Origin of the sequence: Mesorhizobium intechi, assembly GCF_002879535.1 — a bacterium.
Taxonomy (GTDB): Bacteria; Pseudomonadota; Alphaproteobacteria; order Rhizobiales; family Rhizobiaceae; genus Mesorhizobium; species Mesorhizobium intechi.
Genome location: NZ_PNOT02000368.1, coordinates 1 through 24,493, shown reverse-complemented (window position 1 = coordinate 24,493; position 24,493 = coordinate 1). Strand labels below are relative to the sequence as shown.

The 24,493-nt window shown below is 63.9% G+C and carries 23 protein-coding genes; 14 read left to right on the top strand and 9 right to left on the bottom strand.

The window, feature by feature from the left end; all coding sequences use genetic code 11:
- The first annotated feature begins 124 nt into the window (after positions 1-124).
- Positions 125-1,969, top strand: coding sequence for a dihydroxy-acid dehydratase (gene ilvD / locus C1D09_RS30940; protein WP_143977743.1), 1,845 nt, complete (start codon positions 125-127; stop codon positions 1,967-1,969).
- A 52-nt stretch (positions 1,970-2,021) separates the two neighbouring features.
- Here ilvD and C1D09_RS30935 read toward each other — a convergent pair whose 3' ends face one another.
- Positions 2,022-3,776 carry an ABC transporter ATP-binding protein gene (locus tag C1D09_RS30935; RefSeq protein ID WP_143977742.1) on the bottom strand — a complete coding sequence of 585 codons (1,755 nt, stop codon included), beginning with the start codon at positions 3,774-3,776 and terminating at the stop codon, positions 2,022-2,024.
- 152 nt (positions 3,777-3,928) lie between these two features.
- Between C1D09_RS30935 and C1D09_RS30930 the strand changes: the two genes are divergently transcribed.
- From C1D09_RS30930 to C1D09_RS30920, 3 genes are all read left to right on the top strand, one after another.
- On the top strand, positions 3,929-5,209 hold the full coding sequence (locus C1D09_RS30930) for an amidohydrolase family protein (protein WP_143977741.1): 1,281 nt from the start codon (positions 3,929-3,931) through the stop codon (positions 5,207-5,209).
- Positions 5,210-5,316: 107 nt separating this feature from the next.
- Complete coding sequence (locus C1D09_RS30925; RefSeq protein ID WP_143977740.1) at positions 5,317-6,240, top strand: DMT family transporter; 924 nt, start codon at positions 5,317-5,319, stop codon at positions 6,238-6,240.
- 250 nt (positions 6,241-6,490) lie between these two features.
- Entirely contained in the window at positions 6,491-6,964 is a 474-nt protein-coding gene (locus C1D09_RS30920) for a DUF805 domain-containing protein (RefSeq protein WP_143977780.1), read from the top strand.
- Between the two features lie 28 nt (positions 6,965-6,992).
- Here the strand turns inward: C1D09_RS30920 and C1D09_RS30915 are convergent, their stop codons facing one another.
- Positions 6,993-7,895 (bottom strand): phosphotransferase family protein, encoded by a 903-nt coding sequence (locus tag C1D09_RS30915; protein WP_143977739.1) that lies wholly within the window; start codon positions 7,893-7,895, stop codon positions 6,993-6,995.
- A 103-nt stretch (positions 7,896-7,998) separates the two neighbouring features.
- On the opposite strand from C1D09_RS30915, the gene C1D09_RS30910 reads away from it, so the two are divergent.
- Complete coding sequence (locus tag C1D09_RS30910; protein WP_143977738.1) at positions 7,999-8,631, top strand: class I SAM-dependent DNA methyltransferase; 633 nt, start codon at positions 7,999-8,001, stop codon at positions 8,629-8,631.
- Here C1D09_RS30910 and C1D09_RS30905 read toward each other — a convergent pair.
- Together C1D09_RS30905 and C1D09_RS30900 are read right to left on the bottom strand one after the other, a co-directional pair.
- The gene (locus tag C1D09_RS30905) at positions 8,628-11,081 is read right to left on the bottom strand and encodes a GcvT family protein (RefSeq protein ID WP_143977737.1); all 2,454 of its coding nucleotides are present in this window, start codon (positions 11,079-11,081) and stop codon (positions 8,628-8,630) included. The two genes, C1D09_RS30910 and C1D09_RS30905, sit on opposite strands and share 4 nt — an antisense overlap.
- Positions 11,078-11,965: a phosphotransferase family protein gene (locus C1D09_RS30900; RefSeq protein ID WP_143977736.1), complete on the bottom strand. Its 888-nt coding sequence runs from the start codon at positions 11,963-11,965 to the stop codon at positions 11,078-11,080. The genes C1D09_RS30905 and C1D09_RS30900 overlap by 4 nt, the downstream gene beginning before the upstream one ends.
- Before the next feature lie 415 nt (positions 11,966-12,380).
- On the opposite strand from C1D09_RS30900, the gene C1D09_RS30895 reads away from it, so the two are divergent.
- On the top strand, positions 12,381-13,157 hold the full coding sequence (locus tag C1D09_RS30895; RefSeq protein ID WP_143977735.1) for a DeoR/GlpR family DNA-binding transcription regulator: 777 nt from the start codon (positions 12,381-12,383) through the stop codon (positions 13,155-13,157).
- Here the strand turns inward: C1D09_RS30895 and C1D09_RS30890 are convergent.
- From C1D09_RS30890 to C1D09_RS30875, 4 genes are all read right to left on the bottom strand, one after another.
- A complete protein-coding gene (locus tag C1D09_RS30890; RefSeq protein WP_143977734.1) occupies positions 13,154-14,053 on the bottom strand; it encodes an NAD(P)/FAD-dependent oxidoreductase in 900 nt (299 codons plus the stop codon). The genes C1D09_RS30895 and C1D09_RS30890 overlap by 4 nt on opposite strands.
- Positions 14,043-14,492 (bottom strand): RrF2 family transcriptional regulator, encoded by a 450-nt coding sequence (locus tag C1D09_RS30885; protein WP_143977733.1) that lies wholly within the window; start codon positions 14,490-14,492, stop codon positions 14,043-14,045. The genes C1D09_RS30890 and C1D09_RS30885 overlap by 11 nt, the downstream gene beginning before the upstream one ends.
- A 68-nt stretch (positions 14,493-14,560) precedes the next feature.
- Positions 14,561-15,922, bottom strand: coding sequence for a sensor histidine kinase (locus C1D09_RS30880; protein ID WP_143977732.1), 1,362 nt, complete (start codon positions 15,920-15,922; stop codon positions 14,561-14,563).
- Positions 15,919-16,608, bottom strand: a complete 690-nt coding sequence (locus tag C1D09_RS30875; RefSeq protein WP_143977731.1) for a response regulator transcription factor — start codon at positions 16,606-16,608, stop codon at positions 15,919-15,921. Before C1D09_RS30875 ends, C1D09_RS30880 begins: the two co-directional genes overlap by 4 nt.
- 289 nt (positions 16,609-16,897) lie before the next feature.
- Here C1D09_RS30875 and C1D09_RS30870 point away from each other — a divergent pair, with 289 nt between their 5' ends.
- From C1D09_RS30870 to C1D09_RS30860, 3 genes are all read left to right on the top strand, one after another.
- Entirely contained in the window at positions 16,898-17,497 is a 600-nt protein-coding gene (locus C1D09_RS30870) for a class I SAM-dependent methyltransferase (RefSeq protein WP_143977730.1), read from the top strand.
- Positions 17,494-18,111 (top strand): DedA family protein, encoded by a 618-nt coding sequence (locus C1D09_RS30865; protein ID WP_143977729.1) that lies wholly within the window; start codon positions 17,494-17,496, stop codon positions 18,109-18,111. The genes C1D09_RS30870 and C1D09_RS30865 overlap by 4 nt, the downstream gene beginning before the upstream one ends.
- A gap of 74 nt (positions 18,112-18,185) precedes the next feature.
- Positions 18,186-19,091 carry a LysR family transcriptional regulator gene (locus C1D09_RS30860; RefSeq protein WP_143977728.1) on the top strand — a complete coding sequence of 302 codons (906 nt, stop codon included), beginning with the start codon at positions 18,186-18,188 and terminating at the stop codon, positions 19,089-19,091.
- Here C1D09_RS30860 and C1D09_RS33980 read toward each other — a convergent pair.
- The gene (locus tag C1D09_RS33980) at positions 19,051-19,302 is read right to left on the bottom strand and encodes a MerR family transcriptional regulator (RefSeq protein ID WP_246135945.1); all 252 of its coding nucleotides are present in this window, start codon (positions 19,300-19,302) and stop codon (positions 19,051-19,053) included. The genes C1D09_RS30860 and C1D09_RS33980 overlap by 41 nt on opposite strands.
- Positions 19,303-19,461: 159 nt before the next feature.
- On the opposite strand from C1D09_RS33980, the gene C1D09_RS30850 reads away from it, so the two are divergent.
- From C1D09_RS30850 to C1D09_RS30825, 5 genes are all read left to right on the top strand, one after another.
- Entirely contained in the window at positions 19,462-20,232 is a 771-nt protein-coding gene (locus C1D09_RS30850; RefSeq protein ID WP_246135944.1) for a class I SAM-dependent methyltransferase, read from the top strand.
- A gap of 214 nt (positions 20,233-20,446) precedes the next feature.
- Positions 20,447-21,601 carry an ABC transporter substrate-binding protein gene (locus C1D09_RS30845; protein ID WP_032933996.1) on the top strand — a complete coding sequence of 385 codons (1,155 nt, stop codon included), beginning with the start codon at positions 20,447-20,449 and terminating at the stop codon, positions 21,599-21,601.
- A gap of 191 nt (positions 21,602-21,792) precedes the next feature.
- Positions 21,793-22,791, top strand: coding sequence for an ABC transporter ATP-binding protein (locus tag C1D09_RS30835; RefSeq protein ID WP_143977724.1), 999 nt, complete (start codon positions 21,793-21,795; stop codon positions 22,789-22,791).
- A gap of 14 nt (positions 22,792-22,805) precedes the next feature.
- A complete protein-coding gene (locus C1D09_RS30830) occupies positions 22,806-23,756 on the top strand; it encodes an ABC transporter permease (protein WP_208760454.1) in 951 nt (316 codons plus the stop codon).
- A partial coding sequence (locus C1D09_RS30825; RefSeq protein ID WP_143977722.1) for an ABC transporter permease occupies positions 23,746-24,493 on the top strand: 748 nt, incomplete at its 3' end. The genes C1D09_RS30830 and C1D09_RS30825, both read left to right, overlap by 11 nt.

Here is a 24,493-nt window from a genome sequence, read left to right as displayed (position 1 = left end):
TCGCGAGACTCTGGCGCATTGCAAAAATGTGGCCAGACCATACTTGCGCGTCTATAAAGCCAGCGATCCGAATTCAGCTCCCCCGCGCCATTCCTGGGCCGAGGCCAGCCACCAAGGAAAAAACATGCCTGCCTATCGCTCCCGCACCACCACCCATGGCCGCAACATGGCCGGCGCCCGCGGCCTCTGGCGCGCTACCGGCATGAAGGATTCCGATTTCGGCAAGCCGATCATCGCGGTGGTCAACTCCTTCACCCAGTTCGTGCCGGGCCATGTGCATTTGAAGGACCTCGGCCAGCTGGTGGCACGCGAGATCGAGAAGGCCGGCGGCGTCGCCAAGGAATTCAACACCATCGCCGTCGATGACGGCATCGCCATGGGCCATGACGGCATGCTTTATTCGCTGCCGTCGCGGGAGTTGATCGCCGATTCCGTCGAATACATGGTCAACGCCCACTGCGCCGACGCCATGGTCTGCATTTCCAATTGCGACAAGATCACCCCCGGCATGCTGATGGCCTCGCTGCGCCTCAACATCCCGACCGTCTTCGTCTCCGGCGGGCCGATGGAAGCGGGCAAGGTGGTGCTGGCCGGCAAGACCCAGGCGCTCGACCTGGTCGACGCGATGGTCGCCGCCGCTGACGACAAGATCTCCGACGAGGACGTCAAGGTCATCGAGCGCTCGGCCTGTCCGACCTGCGGGTCCTGCTCGGGCATGTTCACCGCCAATTCCATGAACTGCCTGACCGAGGCGCTCGGACTGTCACTGCCGGGCAACGGTTCGACACTGGCCACGCATGCGGACCGCAAGCGGCTGTTCGTCGAGGCCGGCCATCTCGTCGTCGATCTCGCCCAGCGCTATTACGAGCAGGATGACGAGACGGCGCTGCCGCGCAGCATCGCCTCGAAGGGCGCCTTCGAGAATGCCATGACACTCGACATCGCCATGGGCGGCTCGACCAACACCGTGCTGCACATCCTGGCCGCCGCCCATGAAGGCGAGGTCGACTTCACGATGGAGGACATCGACCGGCTGTCACGGCGTGTCCCTGTCCTCTGCAAAGTGGCGCCGGCCAAGTCCGACGTCCACATGGAAGACGTCCACCGTGCCGGCGGCATCATGGCCATCCTGGGCCAGCTCGACAATGCCGGCCTGATCAACCGCGACCTGCCGACCGTGCACACATCAAGCCTCGGCGAGGCGCTCGATCATTGGGATATTTCCCGCACCTCCAGCCAGAATGTGCGCGACTTCTTCCTCGCCGCTCCCGGCGGCGTGCCGACCCAGGTCGCCTTCAGCCAGGACCGCCGATGGGACGAGCTCGATCTCGATCGTGAAAAGGGTGTCATTCGTTCCGCGGAAACGCCGTTCTCGAAAGATGGCGGTCTTGCCGTGCTGAAAGGCAATCTGGCGCTCGACGGCTGCATCGTGAAGACGGCCGGCGTCGACGAGTCGATCCTGAAGTTCACCGGCCCGGCCCGTGTGTTCGAAAGCCAGGATGCTTCGGTCAAGGCAATCCTGTCCAACGAGATCAAGGCCGGCGATGTCGTTGTCATCCGCTACGAAGGGCCGCGCGGCGGCCCCGGCATGCAGGAAATGCTCTATCCGACCAGCTATCTGAAGTCGAAGGGCCTCGGCAAGGCCTGCGCACTGGTCACCGACGGCCGCTTCTCCGGGGGCACGTCCGGCTTGTCGATCGGTCATGCGTCGCCGGAAGCCGCAGAAGGCGGCACGATCGGACTGGTGCAGGAAGGCGACACAATCGAGATCGACATCCCCAACCGCACCATCCGCCTCGCCGTCAGCGACGCCGAACTTGAAGCGCGCCGGGCGGCGATGGAAGCCAAGGGCGCCCTGGCCTGGAAACCGGAGGAAAAGCGCAAGCGCAAGGTGACGACCGCGCTGCGCGCCTACGCCGCCTTCGCCACCAGCGCCGACAAGGGTGCGGTGCGGAAAGTGCCGGAGTAGCACGCACCTCTTTTTTCCTTCTCCCACGAGGGGAGGAGGGAAGGCGCCGCCCTCACGGCATAAGCTGGTACTCATAAAGCTTCTGGTAGAGCCCGCCCTGCGCGAGCAGAGCACGATGCGGCCCGCTCTCCACCAGCTTGCCGCCTTCCAGCACGACGATCGTGTCGGCCTGGTGCACGGTCGACAGACGGTGCGCGATGACGATCGTCGTGCGTCCTTCAGTCAGCTGCTGCAGCGCGTCGCGGAACAGCGCTTCGGATTCGGCGTCGAGCGCGCTGGTCGCTTCGTCGAGCAGCAGGATTTCGGCGTTGCGCAGCATGGCGCGCGCAATCGAGATGCGCTGGCGCTGGCCGCCCGACAACAGGCCGCCATTCTCGCCGACATCGGTCTCGTAGCCCATCGGCTGCGCCATGATGAAGTCATGCGCGTTGGCGGCTTTGGCCGCGGCAATCACCTCTTCATCGGTCGCGTCCTGCCGCCCAAGCCGGATGTTGTGCATGATGGTGCCGGCAAACAGGAACGTGTCCTGGCTGACATAGGCGATCTTTTCCCGCAGCGAGGCGAGCGTGGCATGGGAAATGTCCTGGCCGTCGAGCAGCACCTTGCCGTGCTTCGGGTCATACATGCGCATGATCAGGTTCAGGATCGTCGACTTGCCGCCGCCGGAAGGCCCGACCAGCGCCGTCATCTTTCCCGGCGCAAAGGTCAGGTCGAACCTATCCAGCACCTGGGGGCCATTCTGGTAGGCGAAGCTGACGGCGTCGAACCGGATCTCGCCTGGTCCGGCCCGAAGTGGCTGTGCATCGGGCTTCTCGGCCAACGTCAGCGGCTCGTCGGCGAGCTGGAACATCATGCGCACGCCGACTATGCCGCTTTCCAGGGATATGCGCACGCGCGCCAGGCGCTTTGCCGGTTCATAGGCGAGCAGCAGCGCCGCGATGAACGCCATGATGTTGCCGGGCATCTGGCCGCCCTGCAGAACCAGCAGGCCGCTGACCATGACGGCGCCGGCGATCGCCAGCCCGGCCAGCGTCTCCATCACCGGGCTGGTCAGCGATTCCAGCGCGGCAATGTTGTTGGCACGATCCTCGACGTCCGCCACCGCCTTGTACATGCGCTGGCGCATCAAGCTTTCGAGGTTGAAGGATTTGACCACGCGCACGCCGATAGCGGTTTCCTGCATCACCTGAATGATCTGGCCAACCGAGCGGAACTCCATGGCGGCGAACTTGCGCACCCGCTTCAGGATGCGGTTGACGCCATAGATGGCCACAGGCCCGGCGACGAAGCAGATCAGCGAAAGCACCGGCTGCTGCCAGACCATGACACCAATCAAGGCAAGCAGGGTCACCAGATCGCGCACATAGGAGGTGACGATCAGGTCGAGCACGTTGCGTGCCGCCTGGGCATTGTTGGTCATGCGGGTGATCAGGTCGGATGACGGGGTCGAATGGTAGAATTCGATGCCTTGCGCCAGGATGCGGTCGTAGATCTTGCGCTGCCGGTCGGCGATGATGGCATTGCCGACCCGGCTCATGAAATAGGCCTGGACGAAATTGGCGAGGCCCTTGAGGATGAAGATCCCGGCGACCGCCGTGGCAATCATGTTGACGCGGTCGACCCGCTTGTCGATCACGAATTCATTGGTGATTTCGCGCAGGATCCAGGCGCTGGCGGCGGTCATGCCAGCCACTACCAGCATCGAAAGAATGGCCGCGCCATATCCGAACATATGTTCCCGGAACGATTCCCTGACCAGCCTTGCGACCAGGCGCTGGTTTTCCGTCGAGCGGAAGAAACGAAACAAAGGCTGATCCTTGGTGGCGGAATGACGAAGGCGGCTTATAGAGGGAGTTGTCGCCGGATGGAACCATTGGCGGCTTCTGGAAAGAAACCGCTGCGTCATGCTGTCTTTTGCGACACGATGGCAAAGTGATTCTTCACGCGAGATGACGACAGATGGATTTCGACCTTATCGTTCGTGGTGGAACGCTGCCGGATGGCAGGGTTGCCGATATCGGCGTCAGCGGCGAGACGATCGCTGCGATCGAGCCCAAATTGCAAGGCTCCGCCCGGGCCGAGGTCGATGCCGGCGGGAATCTGGTCTCGCCCCCCTTTGTCGATCCGCATTTCCATATGGATGCCACGCTGTCCTACGGCATTCCGCGCATCAACGCCTCGGGCACGCTGCTCGAAGGCATTGCGCTATGGGGGGAACTGAAGCCGCTTTTGACGCATGAGGCGGTGCGCGACCGCGCGCTCGCCTATTGCGACTGGGCGGTGTCGATGGGCCTGCTCGCCATCCGCACCCATGTCGACGTCTGCGACGACAGGCTGTTGGCGGTCGAGGCCCTGCTGGACGTCAAGAAAACGATCGCGCCCTACATCGACCTCCAACTCGTGGCCTTTCCGCAGGACGGATTCTACCGCTCGCCGAAGGCGCGTGAAAACACCATCCGATCGCTGGACATGGGCGTCGACATCGTCGGCGGCATTCCGCATTTCGAGCGTACCATGGCCGACGGCACGCGCTCGGTGACAGAACTGTGCGAGATCGCGGCCAAGCGTGGCCTGATGGTCGACCTGCATTGCGACGAGACCGACGACCCGCTGTCGCGCCACATCGAGCAACTGGCTTATGAAACGCAGCGCCTTGGCCTGCGGGGCAAGGTGGCCGGCTCGCACCTCACCTCCATGCATTCGATGGACAATTACTATGTCTCCAAGCTTCTGCCGCTGATCGCCGAGGCCGGCGTTTCAGCCATCCCCAATCCGCTGATCAACATCATGCTTCAGGGCCGCCACGATACATTTCCAAAGCGCCGCGGCCTGACCCGGGTCAAGGAGATGCAGGCGCTCGGCATCCGTGTCGGCTGGGGTCAGGATTGCGTGCTCGATCCCTGGTATTCGCTGGGCACCGCCGACATGCTCGACGTTGCCTTCATGGGCCTGCACGTCGCGCAGATGTCGAGCCCGGCCGACATGGCGCGCTGCTTCGACATGGTCACCAACGTCAACGCCGCCATCATGGGTCTGGACCACCTCGGCCTCGCCGTCGGCAAGCGCGCCAGCCTCGTCGTCCTCGACGCCGGCAATCCGATCGAGGCCCTGCGCCTGCGCGCCGAGCGCATCTGCGTCATCGCCAGGGGCAAGGTGGTGGCGGAACGGACGCGGCAGGATACAAGGCTTTCCATCCCGGGCAGGCCGGCACTGGTCAACCGCAGGCACAAAGCCACGTAGGCCCAGCCGATTCCCGGTCCTGGTCTCGCGATTTCCCCGATTCTTCTCGTCAAAGCCGCCGCTTCCGTCTACGACGCGCCTTAGGCGAGGGAGGAATCGGGATCGGCATGACGCAACCCGTTGCGCAGAACTCCACAATCAGGAACGTGCTTCTGGCCGGCATTCTGCTGATGCTGGCCGGCGACTTCCTGTTTGCGCTGAACGATGCGATGGGCAAGTGGCTGGTCGCCAGCTTCTCCGTCGGCCAGGTGGTGCTGATCCGCTCCATCGGCGCCTTCTTCGTGCTTGGGCCGATGATCGCGCATCAGGGCACCGCCAGGCTGTTTCGCATGGAACGCCCTGAACTGCAGATCTTGCGTGTCGTCATGACCACGCTCGACACCGCACTCTTCTATGCCGCGGTCGTCTACCTGCCGCTTGCCGACGTCATGAGTTTCTACATGGCGGGGCCGATCTATGTCGCGGCGCTCTCGCACCTGCTGCTCGGCGAGAAGGTCGGCTGGCGCCGCTGGGTGGCGATCCTGCTCGGCTTCTGCGGCGTGGTGATCATGCTGAAGCCCTCCTCGGCCGCGTTCTCGTTGTCGTCGGGCTTCGCGCTTGCCGGCAGCATCGCCTTTGCCTTCGCCATCATCCTCAACCGGCGGCTGCGCGGCACCAGCGACACCAATCTGGTGACATGGCAGACGATAGGCACGCTGCTGGTCGGCGGCGTGCTGACCATCGGCGCCTGGCAAACCCCCTCGGCGCTCGATTTCGGAGCCATGCTGTTGCTCGGCATCGTTTCCTGCGGCGCCCATCTGATGATCACGCGGGCGCTCAAGCTGGCGCCGGCCTCGACGCTGGCGCCGCTGCACTACACGCTGCTCCTGTGGGCCGTGGTGTTCGGGCTGGTGTTCTTCGGCGACGTCCCCGGTCCGCGCATCCTGATCGGCTCCGGCATCATCGTGCTGGCAGGCCTGTTCATTTTCCACCGCCAGAACGTGGTCGACACCACCGTGCCGCCCGAAAACGTGCCGAAGGGCGTGAACTAAGGCGGTTCCAGGAAAGTGTGAGATTGCGTCGAAACAAAGCATACGGCACGTCACAGGCTGCCGTTTCGAAGCTCCGCGTTTAGCGGCCGAAGGCTATCATGCGGAATTGTTGGAGTTTCCAATCAGAAAATCCGATATTTACACCGATACTTTGCGGTGTACGTTGCCTTTCGGGCGCAATACGGGATTGATTCTTGCCTGGGAGAGGCAGGATCAACATCTCAAGAAAACTGCGACAGAGGGGGTGATGATGGGAAGTTTTTCCATATGGCATTGGCTGATCGTCTTGATCCTGATCGGCTTGCCGCTGGTGTTTGTTCTCAGAGGGGCGCCAGCCGGTGCGAACCGGTTCGGAGAAATGCCGCCTTCGATGAATTTCAGTGAAGCCGTTTCAAGCTTCTTTCGAAATTATGTGAATTTTTCCGGCAGGGCCAGCCGCTCGGAGTTCTGGTATTCCTATCTTTTCATTTTCATTGTCGGCGTCGTTCTTGTCATAGTCGATGCCATTGTGAAGAATGAAATCATCTCATCGATTTGGAATCTTGCCATCCTTCTGCCGACGCTCGCCATGACCGCTCGCCGGCTGCATGACATCAACAGAAGCGGTTGGCATCAACTGCTTGCTGGATTGTTCCCCATCGGTCCTATCGCGCTGATCATCTGGTATTGCAAAAAATCCGACGACACGGTGACTTTGACTGAAATAGAGAGGGTTTTCAGGTAGGCCGGAGCCCCTGCCATTTCGAATCGCCTCAACCCAGACGCACAGCCGCCAGGTGCCGTGAAAACTCCGGCGTCTCCATCAACGCCTTGCAGCGGGCGAAGCGGCCGTCGGCATAGGCGCGGAAATCGTCGACGGGATTTTCGTTGGCAAGCTGGATCAGCCCCCACAGCGTCCAGAGCAGATCGCACATGGCCTTGTAGATGACGACGCGGCCGCGCTCCGCCGGCCTCGCCTCGCCGCCGAAATAGGCGCGCATCAGCTCTTCGTCCTGGTCCGCGTCGAACCTGCCTTCCACGCTGAGGTCGCCGAGGTCCCAAAGCGGGTCGTTCATCCCCGAATATTCCCAGTCGACGATCCACATCCGCTCGCCCGTATCGAGGAAGTTTTCGCACAGCGGATCGCAATGGCAGGCGACGACGGGGAGCGGATGAGCGGCAAGCGCCGAGCGCACGCTGCCGGCCTCGCGCACCACGTCATGGTAGCCGTCGGGCAAGGCGACGTCCTTGGTCGACAGCACTTTGAGATAGTCGTCGATCATCGCGAAAAGTTCGAAGCGGAAGGGGAACACCGCACCGGACGCATGCAGCTTGCGGAAGGCTTCGCCGGCCCGGGCGGGGCTGCCCCGTCTCTCCCTGAATTTCTCCGGCGACATGGTCTGCGCGCCCGCTATGAAGCGCGTCACCATCACGCCGGTGCCGGCGTCGGCATGCAGGACCTCCGGGCTGACCCCCGCCTTTGCCGCTTCGCGCGCGGCCACCGCTTCGTTGGCGCGGTTGATGTATTCCTCGGTACCCTTGCCCGGAATGCGCAGGCAGAGATCGCCGGCCCTGAAGACGAGATTGGTAAGGCCACCGAGCCGCTCCAGCGGGCCGGTATAGCCGGCCAGCATGGGAATGGCCGCCAGCTTTGCCCGCGCCTCGTCCGTCGCCATGCCTGCGCCCCCACGCCGTTATTTCTCACCGCAACGGTTCCACAATTTTTGCTGTTTGGCTATCATTGGATCGAAGGCGACTCGATAAGGCGACAAGGCAGCAATGACGGACGGTAAACACCTGGGTGCGCTCAGCGCAGCCTACGCAGCCAAGTGCCCGGAAGAGGTGGCCGCACTCTATGACCGCTGGTCGCAGACCTATGACGCCGACATGTCGGCCGCCGGTTATCGTCATCCGACGATCTGCCTTGCCCTGCTGGCCCGCCATTTGCCGCGAGGCGCGGCGCCGTTGCTCGATGCAGGCGCGGGCACCGGGCTCATCGGCGAATGGCTCGATATTGCCGGCTATCCGCAAGTCGAGGCGCTGGACATCTCGCAAGGCATGCTGGACCAGGCCGCCCGCAAGGGTGTCTATTCCGCGTTGCATTGCCTCGCGCTCGGCGGCACGCTGCCCTTTGCCGACGATAGCTATGCAGGGATCGTCTCGGCCGGTGTCTTCACTTCAGGCCATGTCGGCGTCGAAGGGCTGGATGAGCTGATCCGCATCTGCAGGCCCGGCGGGGTGGTCGTGCTGACGGTCAAGAACACGCTGTGGGATCAAGGTTTTGCCGCACGCATCGCCGAACTGGAGGCGCAAGGCGTCGTCACCCGGGCCGAGGAAACGCGCCCCTACGTCTCGATGCCGGGCGAGGCCGATACCGTGCCCAGCCGCGGCCTCGCCTTGCGGGTGAACTAGGCCTTTACCCTCTCCGCTGTCGGGTCGAACATCGGCTCGAGATGGATTCTGGCCGGCGTCCGCTCCATCGCGACAACCAGCTCGTAGTCGCCCGCGGCGAGGAAATCGTCGCTCACCCCGTCGCCGTTGCGCACATAGCCGTAGCCGATGTTCTTGCCCAGCGTGTAGCCATAGCCGCCGCTGGTCAGATAGCCGACCGGCTGGCCATTGCGCAGGATGGTCTCTCGGCCGAGCAGCACGATCTCCGGATTGTCGACCGTGAACCCTGCAAAGCGCTTCTTCAACGGCGCGCCAACAACCTTCTCGAGTGCGCGCCGCCCGACGAAATCGGTATTTTTCTTGAGCTTGACCGCCCAGCCGAGCCCGGCTTCCTGCGGCGTGTCGTTGGGTGTGATGTCGGAACCCCAGGCGCGATAGCCCTTTTCCAGCCGCAGCGATTCCAGCGCCCGGTAGCCGACCGGGCGGATGCCGTGCGCTTTGCCGACCGCCATCAGCGCATCGAACACTTTTCCTGTCGCTGCGATTGGCACATGCAGTTCCCAGCCGAGTTCGCCGACATAGGTGACACGCAGCGCCCGAATCGTGTGGCCGGCAATGGTGACCTCGCGCACATGGCCGAACGGGAACGAAGCATTCGACACATCGGCATCGGTCACAGCGCAGAGCACGTCGCGCGCCCGCGGTCCCATCAGCGACAGCGTGCCGAAATCCTCGGTGACATCGGTCAGCTTAGCATCGTGACCCTCGCCGATATGGTCGCTGATCCACGAGGCATCATGCGTGCGGAAGCCGGTGCCTGTGACGATGTAGAATTTCTCCTCGGCCAGCCGCGCCACGGTCAGGTCGGCCTCGATGCCGCCGCGCGTGTTGAGAAGCTGCGTGTAGGTCAGCCTTCCGGCCGGCTTGCTGACGTCGTTGGCGCAAATCCAGTCGAGCGTCTTGGCCGCGTCGGGACCGGTCAATTCGTATTTGGCGAAGGACGACTGGTCGAAGATGCCGACCTTCTCGCGCACATGCCGGTGCTCTTCACCGACAGCCGAAAACCAGTTCTGCCGGCCCATGGAATAGATGTCCTGCGGCTCGACGCCTTGCGGCGCGAACCAGTTCGGTCGCTCCCAGCCGAGTTTCGAGCCGAACACGGCGCCCTGCTGCTTCAGCCTGTCGTAAAGCGGCGAGACGATGCGCGGCCGGCCGCTGGCATACTCCTCGTGCGGGAAGCCGATCGTGTAATGCTTGCCGTAGGCTTCCAGCGTGCGTTCGCGCACCCACTGCCGGTCGCGGTGCAGGTTGGAAAAGCGCCTGATGTCGACCACCCACAGGTCGAGCGGCGCCTCGCCGTCCACCACCCATTGGGCCAGCACCCAGCCGGCGCCGCCGCCAGAGGCGATGCCGAAGGCGTTGAAGCCGGCGCCGACGAACATGTTGACGCATTCCGGTGCCGTCCCGAGAATGAAATTGCCGTCCGGCGTGAAGCTTTCCGGCCCGTTGATCATCTGCTTGACGCCGACGGTTTCCAGCGCCGGCACGCGCGCGATCGCCTGAGACATATGCTGCTCGAAATGGTCGTAGTCGTCATCGAACAGCCGGAACTCCCAGTCGTTGGGCACGTCGCCGCCGGGGAGATCGGTCGCCCATGCCTGCGGGTTGGGCTCATAGCCGCCCATCACCAGTCCGCCGACCTCCTCCTTGAAATAGGTGCGCCGGTCGGGATCGCGCAGCGTCGGCGCGTCGGTCGCCAGCCCATCGACCTTCTCGGTGATGATGTATTGGTGCTTCACCGGCTGCAACGGCACATTGATGCCGGCCATGGCGCCAACCTGCCGCGCCCATTGTCCTGCGCAGTTCACCACCTTGTCGCAGGCGATGTCGCCTTGATCGGTCTTCACCGCCGTGATGCGGCCGCCCTTCATCTCGAAGCCGGTGACGCGGACATTCTCATAAAGCCTGGCGCCATGCATCCGCGCGCCCTTGGCCAGCGATTGCGTGATGTCGGAGGGACTGGCCTGGCCGTCGGTCGGCAGCCAGGAGGCGCCGACGAGATCGCCGGTTTCCATCAGTGGCCACATCGCCTTGACCTCGGCCGGGGACAAAAGATGCATGTCCATGCCGAAGCTCTTCGCCGTGGTCGCCAGCCTTTTGTACTCGGTCCAGCGGTCGGCATTGGTGGCGAGCCGCAGGCAACCGGTCATTTTCCAGCCGGTGGCAAGGCCGGTTTCGGCCTCCAGCCCCTTGTAGAGGTCGACCGAGTATTTGAGCACGCGGGTGATCGAGGCGGACGAGCGCAACTGCCCGACCAGGCCGGCGGCGTGCCAGGTCGAGCCCGAGGTCAGCTTGCCCTGTTCGAGCAGCACGACATCGGTTTTGTGGTCGCGCGCCAGATGATAGGCGGTCGAGCAGCCGATGATGCCGCCGCCGATGACGACGATGGCGGCCTGGCTGGGCAAGGTCATGATTTCAGGATCCCGTATTTTGTCCGGTAGTTTTCCAGCGCCGCGTCGAGCCGCACCAAATTTTCCTCGGTGTAGGCGACGTAGTCGATGCCGGGCGCGTCGAGATAGAGTTCCGACACCATGCTCCACATCGCCTCGCGCAACAGCGATGCGCATTGCATGGCTGCGTGCGAGCGGCGGATAGCCTCGTCCGGTTCCTTCATGAAATAGGCGGTGAGGAAGGCGAAGGATTCCGCGTCGCTCATGCCGGCATTCGAGGCAACGCCTGCGAGGTCGAACATTGCCGTGTTGAAGCCGGCATATTCGAAATCGATCAGCCACAGCCTGTTGCCGTCATCGAGAATGTTGGCTGGCAAAAGATCATTGTGACCGAAGACGATCGGCAGCAGTTTCTGCGCCCGCTCCAGTTCGTCGGCCAGCGTCAGCAGACGCGGCAAGTCGTTGCGCTTGCGGCTGTTGCCCTGCTCGAGCGTGCGCGCATAGTCGCGGATGACGTGGAACACCCAGAACATGAAGCCGGCGCCGGAGACATGGTTCGGCATCTCGCGATGAAAGGATCGCAGCAAAGCCGCCACGCGGCCAAGATTGGCGCGCACGTCTTCGGCGAGGAAGGTCCTGGCGCCGAGAAATTGCGTCACCAGGATGCCGGGTTCGGAATAGTGCACGGCAGGCGCGAAGCCGGCGGCGTGGGCCGCCCGAGCGGTCATCACCTCGCGCTCGCGGAAGACATGGTGGAAGGGATAGTCCTGGCCCAAGCGCACGACATGCCGTCCGGCAGCGTCGCTGACCACATAATTGGCGTTGCTCAGGCCGCCGGGCAGGGGGGCAATCTCGATGGCGCCGGTCCAGCAGGGCAAGGCGCGGATGCGATCTTCGGCAATCACGGGATCATCATCCCTGGCTTGCTGGACTTCGACAAGGCGCCATGGACAGCACGACGAGAGCGGGGAGAAACGCGAACAATCTCGTCGGTGCGGGACGCCAGGATAGGTATCCCGCACCGCACCGACGAGCCCCTTGGCCAGGATTCTGATCCCGGCATCCGCCCCCGCGGATCTGAAAATTCCTTACCCCAGACACGTTCAACACCGCCTGGCCAGTGAGTTGCGGCTCTGCCATCGCTCTCCCGTTGCAGCTCCGAACCCCTGCTGATGCGTTAGATTTCACGTCAGGGTTGCCCGGTTGTCAATAAAGAGATGTGACTTTTTTTGGGTATTTTGCCCGAAAGCGAGGATCGACATCTTTAAAAGTGCTTGAATTCCCTTAAAACCGGTCAAAAGGCGAAGTCCGGGAAACTCAATGGTCCATTCCAAACGCCACGGCGAGATCCTGCGGCTGCTGCAGGAAGAAGGAACCGTCACCATCGCCAGCCTGGCCGATCGGCTGGGTGTCTCGCTGGAAACCGTGCGCCGCGACGTCAAGCCACTTACCAGCGACGGCTCGGTTCTGAAGATGCATGGCGCCATAGGCCTGCCGTCCATGGTCGGCGAGGCGCCGTTCGAACGGCGCATGCGCGAGAATGCCGATGCCAAGCGCGTCATTGCCCGCATGGTCGCCGCCACCATCCGCGACGGGGAATCGGTCATGCTCGACACGGGCACCACGACCTCGTTCCTGGCCCGGGAACTGCTCGGCCACCGGCGCCTGACGGTCGTCACCAATTCGTCCGACATCGCCCGTACGCTGGCCACCATCAACGGCAACAAGGTCTATATGGCCGGTGGCGAATTGCGCAGCGATTCAGGTGCCGCGTTCGGCACTTCGGCCATCGACTTCGTCAGCCGCTTCTCGGTCAGCCACGCCATCATCTCCACCGGCGCCGTCGATGCGGTGACGGGCGTCATGGACTATGATCTGGAAGAGGCCGAATTCGCGCGCATGGTCCTGTCGCGCGGCCAGCGCTCACTCGTCATCACCGACCACACCAAGTTCGGCCGTCAGGGCCTGGTCCAGGTCTGTGGCTTCGACGGCTTTTCCGAACTCGCCACCGATCTTTCGCCGCCGCGCGACATAGCCGCGGCGCTGGCACAGGCCGGCGCGCGGCTCAGCATTGCAGGCGTCGAAGCCCGATTCTAACTGAACACCAGCGATTGGTGGGCACACACGCCCGCAAATGTGCCACCCGATACCGCGAAGGCGATATTATGCATCGCGCGTGCGGCGTCTCCGGCGGCATAGACGCCGGGAATTGTCGTCTGTTGCCGGTCGTCGACGGATATTACTGGGCCGAGCAGGCCCTCCGCGAAGCCGCAGCCAAGCTGCGCGGCCAGTGGGCTTGCCATGGTGTTGCGCGGCGCGGTGAACATCGCCTTGACGGCGGTCTTTCCGCCACCCTCGAGATGGACGATCAAGCCGCCGGAGCCGTCTTCCCTGAGTTCGCTGACGATCGCGGATTCGAACGTGATAGTCCTGCTTTCCAGGGCGAGCATCTGCCCGGCGTCGGGTTCGATCTGGCCGTTGCCGAACAACGTGACGTCGCCCCAATCGGCGATCAACCGCGCCTGATGCAGGGACATCGGACCGGTAGCCAGTACGCCAAGCGGCCCGCCGGAGACCTCGTAGCCGTGGCAATAGGGGCAATGCAACACGGTCTTGCCCCATTGCTCGGCAAGCCCCGGAACCTCCGGCAGGATGTCGCGCACGCCGGTGGCCAACACCAGCCGCGCGGCGCCGAATGTCTCGCCGCCATCGGTGGTGATCTCGAAATCGCTGCTGCTGTTGGCGACGGCTCTGTCCGCACGGGCATTGACAAGCCTGGCTGTGGGATAGGCCAGCAACTGCCGCCTTGCATCGTCGAGGATGGCGCCTGGCGTGCGCCCGTCCTGGCCGAGAAAGCCATGCGAATGCGCGGAAAAGCGGTTGCGCGGCTGGCCGGCGTCGATCACCAGGACGTTGCGCCGGGCCCGCGCCGCCTGAATGGCGGCGGACAGGCCGGCAAAGCTGCCGCCGACGACGGCGAGATCATACTGCATGGCTGGAAACTCCAATGAGGTCGTAGCGACGACGGAAATCGGCGGTCAGGTCGGCCAGTGTGATGCGGCTGAGCTTCTCCGCCAGCAGTTTTTCAGCCGCGACGCGGAAATCGTCGAGCACGGCGATCACCGCCTGCTCGACAAGGCAGCCGGGGCTTTCCGGCGCGGTGCTCAACGGCAGCAGCGTCTCGCCAAGCGCGGCGCTGATCTCGGCCAGCGAGATGTTTTCGGGCGCGCGCCCGAGCAGCCAGCCGCCACCATGCCCGCGCGACGAGGTGACGATGCCTGCATCGCGCAAGCCGGCGATGGTGCGGCGCACCACCACCGGATTGGTGTGAATGAAGGTGGCAAGCTGCTCGGAGGTCAGCGCGTGCTCTGGCTTCTCGGCCATGTGGACGAGAATGTGCAAGGTGGAGGACAGTCGAGTGTTGCGCTTCATGTAACTTAATTAGTTACAATATCGGCGATGTCAAGCATTCCAACGCAATTGTGTCGTTTAGGGCAGTGCTATGCCGCCAGGGCCCGAAAACTCATCCGGAAGCAGGCGCCCCTCGGCTTGCCGTCCAGGATCTCGATGCGCCCACCATGCAACTGCATGATTTCCTGCACCAGGTTGAGCCCGAGCCCGGCGCCGTGATCCTGCGGGTGCAGGCGGTAGAAGGGCTCGAAGATGCGTTCGCGCTCGGCTGGCGGCACCCCGTTGCCTTCGTCCCGCACCTCGATGACAGCAGCGGCGGTGACGCTGACGGTGATCTTGCCCGTGCGCCCGCCATGCTCGATGGCGTTCTGGACGATGTTGGTCACGGCGCGCTCGATCGCGGTGCGATCGCCGGTGGCGAAAACCGCTTCCCGTTCCGGCTCGAACGACATCTCGTACCCGGCCGAAAACGCGATCGGCGCTAGGTCGACGATGACGCCGCGCGCGACCGCCACGAGATCGACTTTCTCGAACGGCGAGGTCTGCCGGTCGAGGCGTTGCAGGTCGAGCAACTGGTCGGTCAGCGTCGAAAGCCGCGCTGCGTCCTGCAGCAGCCGAGCCCGCTCCGGTGTCGCCGGCAGCGAGGCCAGGCGTGTGTTGAGGATGGCCACCGGGGTTCGCAGTTCATGGGCGGCGTCCGTCAGGAAGCGCTTGTGACGCTCGTAGCCCTTGTCCAGGCGTGCAAGCGCGGCGTTGACCGCCTTGACCAGCGGCGTGACTTCCTTTGGCACATCCTTCAGCGGCAGTTGCACGCCGCGCTGGTCGATGTCGATGCGTTCGGCCTCGGCGGCCGCATGGCCCAGACCCGACAGCGCGCCGCGCACCACCCACGGCGTCGCGAACAGCGTGGCCAGCGCCATCAGGCCGGCGAGCGGCAATATGCCCTGCAGGAAGAATTGCGGCGCCTGTCCGAGCAGGCGCAGCAGCGAAAGCCCGCCCTTGGTGCCGGTGAAGATCTGGAGGTTGCCCGCGGCCGTTTCGGTCCAGCGGATCTTCGCATCCGGCGGCGCGCTCTCGCCGATGGAGTGATCGATGCGCGCGTCGCTGATCGTGTCCAGCAGTCCGGCGAAAGGCTGGAAGATGGCCGGCACCGTGCCTTCCTGCAGCCGCTGCCCCTGTCTGTCGCGGATGATGAACCAGAGGTCGGGGACTTCGGATCGCAGCTTCGTCAGATCCGAGGTCTCGCGCAGCACAAGCTTGCCGCCAGCGTCACGCGCGACCGCATCCGCCAGCACGTCCATCGTGCCGTCCTCATAGTCGTGCGGAATGAGACCGGTGGCGAGCAACGCGCCGATAATGCCGAGGATGATCAGCGTCAGCATCGCGCATTGCAGCAAGGCGATGCGCAGCACCAGGCTCCATTTGAGCGAACGCGGGCGCTTGAGGCTCATCGATCCAGGCTCACGTCGTTTTCGCGCAGCAGATAGCCGACGCCGCGAATGCCGTTGATCGTCACCCCGGCATCGGCGTCGGCGAGCTTGCGGCGCAGGCGTGAGACATGGGTGTCGAGCGCATTGGACTGGATTTCGTCGTCGAGGCCGAACACCGCTTCCATCAGCGCCTCGCGCTGCACCATGCGGCCGGTGCGTCGCATCAGCGCCTCCAGCACCAGGAGTTCGCGGCGCGGCAGGCTGAGCGGCTCGCCGCGGATCGCGGCCTCGCGGTGTCCGACATCGAGCACCAGATGGCCGGCGCGGATGAATTGCGACTGCATCGGCGCCGGCCGCCTGAGCAAGGCGCGCAAGCGGGCCAGCAATTCCTCGAAGGCGAACGGCTTTGCCAGATAGTCGTCCGCGCCCATGTCCAGCCCATCGACCTTGTCGGACGTGTCGCCCTTGGCCGTCAGCACCAGCACGGGCGTGGTGTTCGCGGCCGAGCGCAACCTCGGCACCAGCGCCAGCCCGTCGCCGTCAGGCAACTGGCGGTCGAGCAGGATGGCATCGTAGCTGTCGACGGCAACGAAGCCTTCCGCCTCAAGCAATGTGCCGGCGTGGTCGACCACCATGTCGTGGCGCTTCAGCGCGGCACGCAGCGCCGAGACCATCTCTGGCTCGTCCTCGACCAGCAAGATACGCATCCACACTCCCGGCAACGAGCACACCGCATCGGCTCTACCGCGCCGACATTGCGTGGACATGGCAAAGCCGAATGGCCGGCGGCAGGCAAGTTCTTTCTTTGCGTCCAAGCCATTGCGCAATGTCTATGCAACCCAGCCACGGCAAACAGCGCCGGTCGGCAGGAACCGCCCATGCCGGCGTCAAGGCGTCGGGCTCGACGATGCAACAGGTTCGGGTCCGACGCCGAAACGAAATCAAGCGGCCGCGCCAAATTGACTGGCGTGCCGTTGTCCGCAATTGAGGTTGGTTATGCCTGCACATGATGCCCTGTCTTTTCTCAAGGCGTGGACCGTCGCGCCGTTCAGGGTCGGCTCCGTCACGCCGTCCAGTTCCAGCCTGGCGGCCTTGATGACACGCGACATCGGCCCCGAGACCGGCCCCGTGCTGGAGCTCGGCCCAGGAACCGGCCCGTTCACGCGGGCGCTGCTGTCCCGCGGAGTGCGGGAAGAGGATCTGACCCTGATCGAATCCGATCCGGATTTTGCGGCACTTCTCTTGCGCCGCTTTCCCGCTGCCCGCATTCTCGAGATGGATGCCGCCGGCCTGCGCCATATGTCGCTATTTCCCGGGCCGGTGGTTGGCGCCGCCGTCAGCGGGCTGCCCTTCCGCCTGATTTCGCCGCGCAAGACGCTTGCCATTCTCGAGGGTGTCTTCGCAAACCTTCGCCCGGGTGGGGCGCTCTACCAGTTCACGCTCGGACGACGCTGTCCGTTCGACCAGTCGCTGCTCGACCGGCTCGATCTCGAGGTCACGCGGGTCGGCCATACCTTTCGCAATTTCCCGCCGGCGACAGTCTATCGCGTCGCCCAGATCAAGACACTCTTGGCCTATGACTGGCGCTTCGCATGACCGGTCCGTTGTCGGCGATTCTCGGCTTCGGCCTTTTCGGCGTCTTCTGCCTCGCCTTCACCGAGAAGATCTTGCCGATACCGCCGTCGCATGTGCTCCTGCTGTTCCTCGGCATGACGGCGGCGCCGAATGGCGCGACGCTGCTGGTGCTGCTGGCGGTGACGACGCTTGCCTCCTTCGCCGGCTGCCTTGTCTGGTATGGGGTTGGCCGCCGGATCGGATTTGACCGTGCCGACCGGCTGATCGAACGGGTCGGCAGATATCTCCTCCTGCGCCCGGCAACCTACCGCAAGCTTGGCAAGGCCTATCGCCGCAATCATGTCCGGGTGTCCCTGCTGGCGCAGTTCATCCCGACGGTGCGCAACTACCTGCCGATCGCGGCCGGCGCGCTTTGTCTGCCGGCACTGCCGTTCGCGACGGCGACGCTGCTGGGCGCCACCATCTGGAATGCGGGCTTCCTCCTGACCGGCTACCTCTTGCGCGGCAGCGGCCAGGATTCCTTCACGGTGGGCTTGCGCATCATCGTCATCGTCGTGGCGCTGGAGGCCGCCTTCATGCTTGCATTGCGCTATGGCCCCGCATGGCTGCGGCGCATCAGGCTGGCGCTCGCCTGAGCGCCGGTCTCCAGTCATGGGATAAGTTGCGCCGTCAGCTTTCCTTCGCCCGCCAAGCGGTGTTTAGTCCGGCCATGGCCTTCACCATCCGCCAGCTGCAGTTCTTCATCGCCGTCGCCGAGCAAGGCACGGTGTCGGGCGCCGCACAGAACCTCTCCATCTCGCAATCGTCCGTCACCGAAGCGATCAAGGAGCTCGAAAGCGATCTCGGCGTCGCACTGTTCGAACGCCATCCGCGCGGCCTCAACATCACCCATAAGGGCCACCAGTTCCTGCGCCACGCGACCAAGATCCTGGCCGAGGTGTCCGACGCCCGCCGCTCCTTTTCCGGCGAACAGGCGGTGGCGGGAGGGCGGCTGCAGCTTGGCGTCACCTCGCTGGTCGCCGGCTATGTGCTGTCGGATCTGCTTGCCCGCTACCGCCGCGCCTATCCGGGCGTCGAGGTCTCGGCCATAGAGGACAATGGCGACTACCTCGAGCATCTGCTGATTGGCGGCAAACTGGATATCGCCGTCATGGTCACCTCCAATTTGCGCGACCGCACGGCACTGCAGTCGGAAATCCTCGAGGTCTCGGCCTACCGCCTGTGGCTGCCGCTCGGCCATTCCCTCGTCGGCGCCGACATCATCGGCATTGGCGATATCGCCGGCGAGCCTCTGATCATGCTCACCGTCGACGAGATCGAGGAGAACACGGGAAAACTGCTGGCGGCGATCGGCGCCAAGCCGCATGTCGCCTTCCGCACCCGTTCGGTGGAAGCGGTGCGCAGCCTGGTCGCTACCGGCGCCGGCGTGGCGCTGCTGCCCGACCTCGTCTACCGGCCTTGGTCGCTGGAAGGCGACCGCATCGAATCGCGTGATATTTCGGGCTCCTTGCCAGTGGTGCAGGTCGGCATGGTCTGGCGCCGCGGTTCCAGCTTGCCGCAGGGGGCGCGCGACTTCATCGGCCTTGCCCAGTCGCAGCGGACGGTCCGTCGCTAGAGGATCCGTTTGGCCAAGGGAGGGATTGGGTCCATTTTGGACCATCCCCGAGCCGAGCGTTAGCGAGGAGCATGAGCCTCCTCATGATTGCGGTGGTTGCAACCTTTGGGGCTTTGCCGCGGCTGTGGACTGCGCACCGGCCCCTGTTCTCGTGGTAGCGAAGTGTGGAGGCGGGCACGCCGGTGCGGCGTGAAACTTCGGCAATATCCATATCTTTCATACTTGACCTCAAGTCGGCTTGAACTCGTAGAGTGCTCGCGACGATCGGTGAGAGCAACACGAAGCGAGGTCCGTTATGCCGCAATCCGCGCCGCCAAACACACGCCAAGCCGCGCTCTGGAACGATGTCAGCGGCAAGACCTGGGTCGAGATGCAGCCGATCCTCGACGAGATACTGGCGCCATTCGAGCGGCTGGTAGTCGATGCCGGCTATCCTGGGGACGGGAGCAATGTCCTGGACATCGGCTGCGGTGCCGGCGCCACGACTCTGGCGATGGCGCGCCGCGTGGGCAACGACGGAAATTGTGTGGGGCTCGACATCTCGCAGCCGCTTGTCGCCCTTGCAATGGAGCGCACCAAGGTGGCAGGGGTAGCAAACGCAAGTTTTGAAGTGGGCGATGCCCAGTCATATGCGTTCAAGTCGGGGTACTTCGACGCTGTTATCTCGCGCTTCGGCGTCATGTTCTTCGATGATCCCGTGGCCGCGTTCACCAACATAAGAAAGGCCGCGAGGCGCGGTGGCAAACTCGCCTTTGTTGCCTGGCGCAGTCCGCTCGAGAATGATTTCATGACGACCGCGGTGCGAGCGGCTGCGCCTTTCCTGCCGCCCGCACCCGCGCCGGACCCCGATGCGCCGGGTCAGTTTGCCTTTGCCGACGGCGCCAAGGTGAAGCGGATCCTGGAAGCGAGCGGCTGGGCTTCAATCGCAGTCGAGCAGGCAAACGTCGCGTGTCGGATCGCCCGACGCGACCTGATGACCTTCGTCACCCGGCTAGGGCCGGTCGGCGCCGCGCTGCGCGACGTTGACCGGGCAACAGCCGAAAAGATCACCGCGGTGTTGCCGGCGGCGTTCGCGCCTTACGTCGAGGACGATGAGGCTCGTTTCAACGCCGCCTGCTGGCTGGTGACGGCGCTTGCTTGAAGCGGCAGCTGCCTATCGGAAAAACCGATATCGTCTTTCTGATAAATGAATTTGCGAAACCGGAATTTTCCGAGCACCTTCGGTATCACGGACCAAAGTCGCCAGCAGAGCGACGTCAGGTCCACAGGACGAACTGATACGTTTTTCAGTCCGCGCGTGATCTGGCGAAAACCGGTGCGGTTTCGGGGGCATGCGCCAAAATGGGAGATCGATGATGAATTCATTCCTGAAGTCATGCACGGCGCTGACGGTCGCGCTGACCTTCTCCGGCCAGGCAATCGCCCAGGTCAAGGAACTCGGCAAGGGCGAGGGCCAGGTCAACATCGTTGCCTGGCCGGGCTATATCGAGCGCGGTGAGACCGACAAGGGCTATGACTGGGTCACCGCCTTCGAGAAGGAAAGCGGCTGCAAGGTCAACGTCAAGACCGCCAACACCTCCGACGAGATGGTCTCGCTGATGAACGAGGGCGGCTTCGACCTCGTCACGGCTTCCGGCGATGCCTCGCTGCGCCTCGTCGCCGGCAAGCGCGTGCAGCCGATCAACACCGATCTGATCCCGAGCTGGAAGACGGTCGACGACCGGCTGAAGGACGCCCCCTGGTTCACCGTCGACAAGGTGCATTACGGCGTTCCTTACCAGTGGGGACCCAACATCCTGATGTACAACACCGAGGTGTTCAAGGAAGCACCCAAGAGCTGGAACGTCGTCTTCGAGGAAATGAAGCTGCCGGACGGCAAGTCCAACAAGGGCCGCGTCCAGGCCTATGACGGCCCGATCCACATCGCCGATGCCGCCAACTATCTGATGTTCCACAAGCCGGAACTCGGCATCAAGGATCCCTACGAACTGAATGAGGACCAGTACAAGGCAGCCCTCGAACTGCTGCGCGTCCAGCGCACGCTGGTCGGCCGCTACTGGCATGACGCCGCCATCCAGGTCGACGATTTCCAGAATGAAGGCGTCGTCGCCTCCGGTTCATGGCCGTATCAGGTCAACACGCTCGTTGCCGCCAAGAAGCCGGTTGCCTCCACCGTGCCGGAAGAAGGCGTCACCGGCTGGGCCGACACCACCATGATGGAGGCCGACGCGGCTCACCCGAATTGCGCCTATATGTGGCTCGAACATTCGCTGTCACCGAAGGTGCAGGGCGACGTCTCGGCCTGGTTCGGCTCGCTCCCCGTTGTGCCCGCCGCCTGCAAGGGCAACGAGCTCTTGACCGATGAAGGCTGCAAGACCAACGGCTACGACAATTTCGACAAGATCAAGTTCTGGAAGACGCCGGTCTCGAAATGCGCCACCCAGAACGACCAGTGCGTGCCCTATTACCGCTGGGTGTCGGACTATATCGGCGTCATCGGCGGACGGTGATTCCGCTTCGCTGAGAGCATAGCGCTGCCCCTCACCCTTACCCTCTCCCCGTGAAGAACGGGGAGAGGGGGGGCGCCGGCGTTTCCGCCAATCCCTTCTCCCCGTCACTATACGGGGAGAAGGTGCCGGCAGGCGGATGAGGGGCAGCACCGCCGCCTGAATTTGATGAGCCTGACAGATCAGGACAGCCAATGACATCAGCCGTCTCCTTCCAGAAAGTCTCGCGCCATTTCGGCAGCGTGCGCGCCGTAGATGCTGTCGACCTCGACATCGCGCCGGGCGAGTTCTTCGCCATGCTCGGGCCGTCAGGGTCGGGCAAGACGACATGCCTGCGCCTGATCGCCGGTTTCGAGCAGCCGACTTCGGGTTCGATCTCGATCTTCGGCGAGCGTGCCGAGGGCGTCCCGCCCTATCGCCGCAACGTCAACACCGTGTTCCAGGACTACGCGCTGTTCCCGCATCTCAATGTACTCGACAACGTCGCCTACGGGCTGATGGTCAAGGGCGTCGGCAAAGCCGGACGGCACAAGGCGGCCGAGGAAGCGCTGTCGCTGGTGCGGCTGCCCGGCTATGGCACCCGTCGCCCCGGCCAGCTTTCCGGTGGCCAGCGCCAGCGCGTCGCGCTCGCCCGCGCTTTGGTCAACCAGCCCAAGGTGCTGCTGCTCGACGAACCGCTTGGCGCGCTCGACCTGAAGCTGCGCGAGAACATGCAGGAGGAACTGAAATCGTTGCAGAAGGCACTCGGCATCACCTTCGTCTTCGTCACCCACGACCAGGGCGAAGCGCTGTCGATGGCCGACCGCGTCGCCGTCTTCAACGACGGCAGGATCATGCAGATCGGCACGCCGGAGGATATTTATCAGCGGCCGAGAACCCGCTTCGTCGCCGATTTTGTCGGCTCCTCCAACGTGCTGCCGCCGGATTTCGTCCAGCGTTATTCCGGTCAGCACCGCTGGGGCAGTCTGCGCCCCGAATCCATTCGCGTCAGCCGCGCCGCGGGCGGCGAAGGCGTTGCCGCCCGCCTCGTCTCCACCAACTATCTCGGCGCCACCACCAGGCTGGCGCTCGATGCCGACGGATTGAAGCTGCACGCCGTGGTCCCGGCTGGCACGGCGCTGCCTGCCGAGGGCGAAGCGGTGGTGCTCACCTTCAATCGCGAGCACCTGCATCTGATGGATGAGCCGGCATGAGCGTCGACATCACCATGCCGCGCGCCACGGCCCCTGCCATCCTGCCTGGCAGCGGCGGCATGCGCGGCGCGTTGTCGGACCTGTTCTGGCGCCGGCCGCAGCTGCTTCTGCTGCTCATGCTTTTGCCGCCGGTGCTGTGGCTCGGCATCGTCTATATCGGCTCGCTCTTCGCCCTGCTGGCACAGAGCTTCTTCTCCATCGACGAGTTCTCCGGCCTCATCAACCACCAGTTCACGCTGAAGACCTATGGTGACCTGCTACAGGCGGCCAATCTCGACATCATCCTGCGCACGGTGACGATGGCGGCTCTGGTCACGCTGGCCTCGGTCGTCGTCGCCTTTCCGATCGCCTACTATGCCGCGCGCTATGCCCGCGGCCGCTGGAAGGCGCTGTTCTATCTCGGCGTCATGCTGCCGCTGTGGTCGAGCTACCTGGTCAAGATCTATGCCTGGAAGCTCATCCTGGCCAAGGAAGGCATCCTCACCTGGCTTTTCGCCAAGCTGCATTTGCTGTGGCTGCTCGATGCCTGGCTGGCGTTGCCGGTCGTCGGCGGCAACTCGCTGTCGGTGTCGTTCACCGGCACCTTCATCGTATTCGTCTATGTCTGGCTGCCTTTCATGATCCTGCCGGTGCAGGCGGCCCTCGAGCGCGTGCCCGGCAATCTGGTCGAAGCCTCCTCCGACCTCGGCGCTTCGCCCGGGCAGACCTTTCGCAACGTGCTGTTCCCGCTGGCCCTGCCCGGCATTGTCGCCGGCTCGATCTTCACCTTCTCGCTGACGTTGGGCGACTACATCATCCCGCAAATCATCGGCACGTCGCGCCTGTTCATCGGCCAGGCCGTCTATTCGCAACAGGGTACTGCCGGCAACATCCCGCTCGCAGCGGCCTTCACCGTGGTGCCCATCGTCATCATGGGTTTCTACCTCTGGGGCGCCAAGCGCATGGGGGCCTTCGATGCGCTCTGACCGTGGTCAATCGGCTCCGCTGGGCCTGAAGATCGCAGCCGCCTGCGGCCTGCTCTTCCTGCATCTGCCGATCCTGCTGATTTTCGTCTACGCCTTCACCACCGAGGAGAAGAGCTTCGTCTGGCCACCGCCGGGGCTGACCACGCAGTGGTTCGCCGTCACCTGGTATCGGCCCGACGTCTGGGAGGCGCTGTCACTGTCGGTGCGCGTCGCCGCCGTCTCGACGGCGATCGCGCTGGTGCTCGGCACGCTGTGCGCCGCTGCGGTGTCACGGACGAAATTCTTCGGCCGCGAGACTATCTCGCTGCTGGTCATCCTGCCCATCGCGCTGCCCGGCATCATCACCGGTATCGCGCTACGCTCGGCCTTTTCGCTCGCCGACATCCCCTTTTCGTTCTGGACGATCGTGCTCGGCCACGCCACCTTCTGCGTGGTCGTCGTCTACAACAATGCGGTCGCCCGTTTCCGCCGCACATCCGGCTCGATGATCGAGGCCTCGATGGATCTCGGCGCCGACGGTTTTCAGACCTTCCGCCATGTCGTGCTGCCCAACATCGCCACCGCGCTGCTTGCAGGCGGCATGCTGGCCTTCGCTTTGTCTTTCGACGAAGTCATCGTCACCACCTTCACCGCCGGCCAGCAGCAGACCGTGCCGATCTGGATGCTGGAGGAACTGATCCGCCCGCGCCAGCGGCCGGTCACCAATGTCGTGGCCATGGTCGTCGTGCTGGTGACGC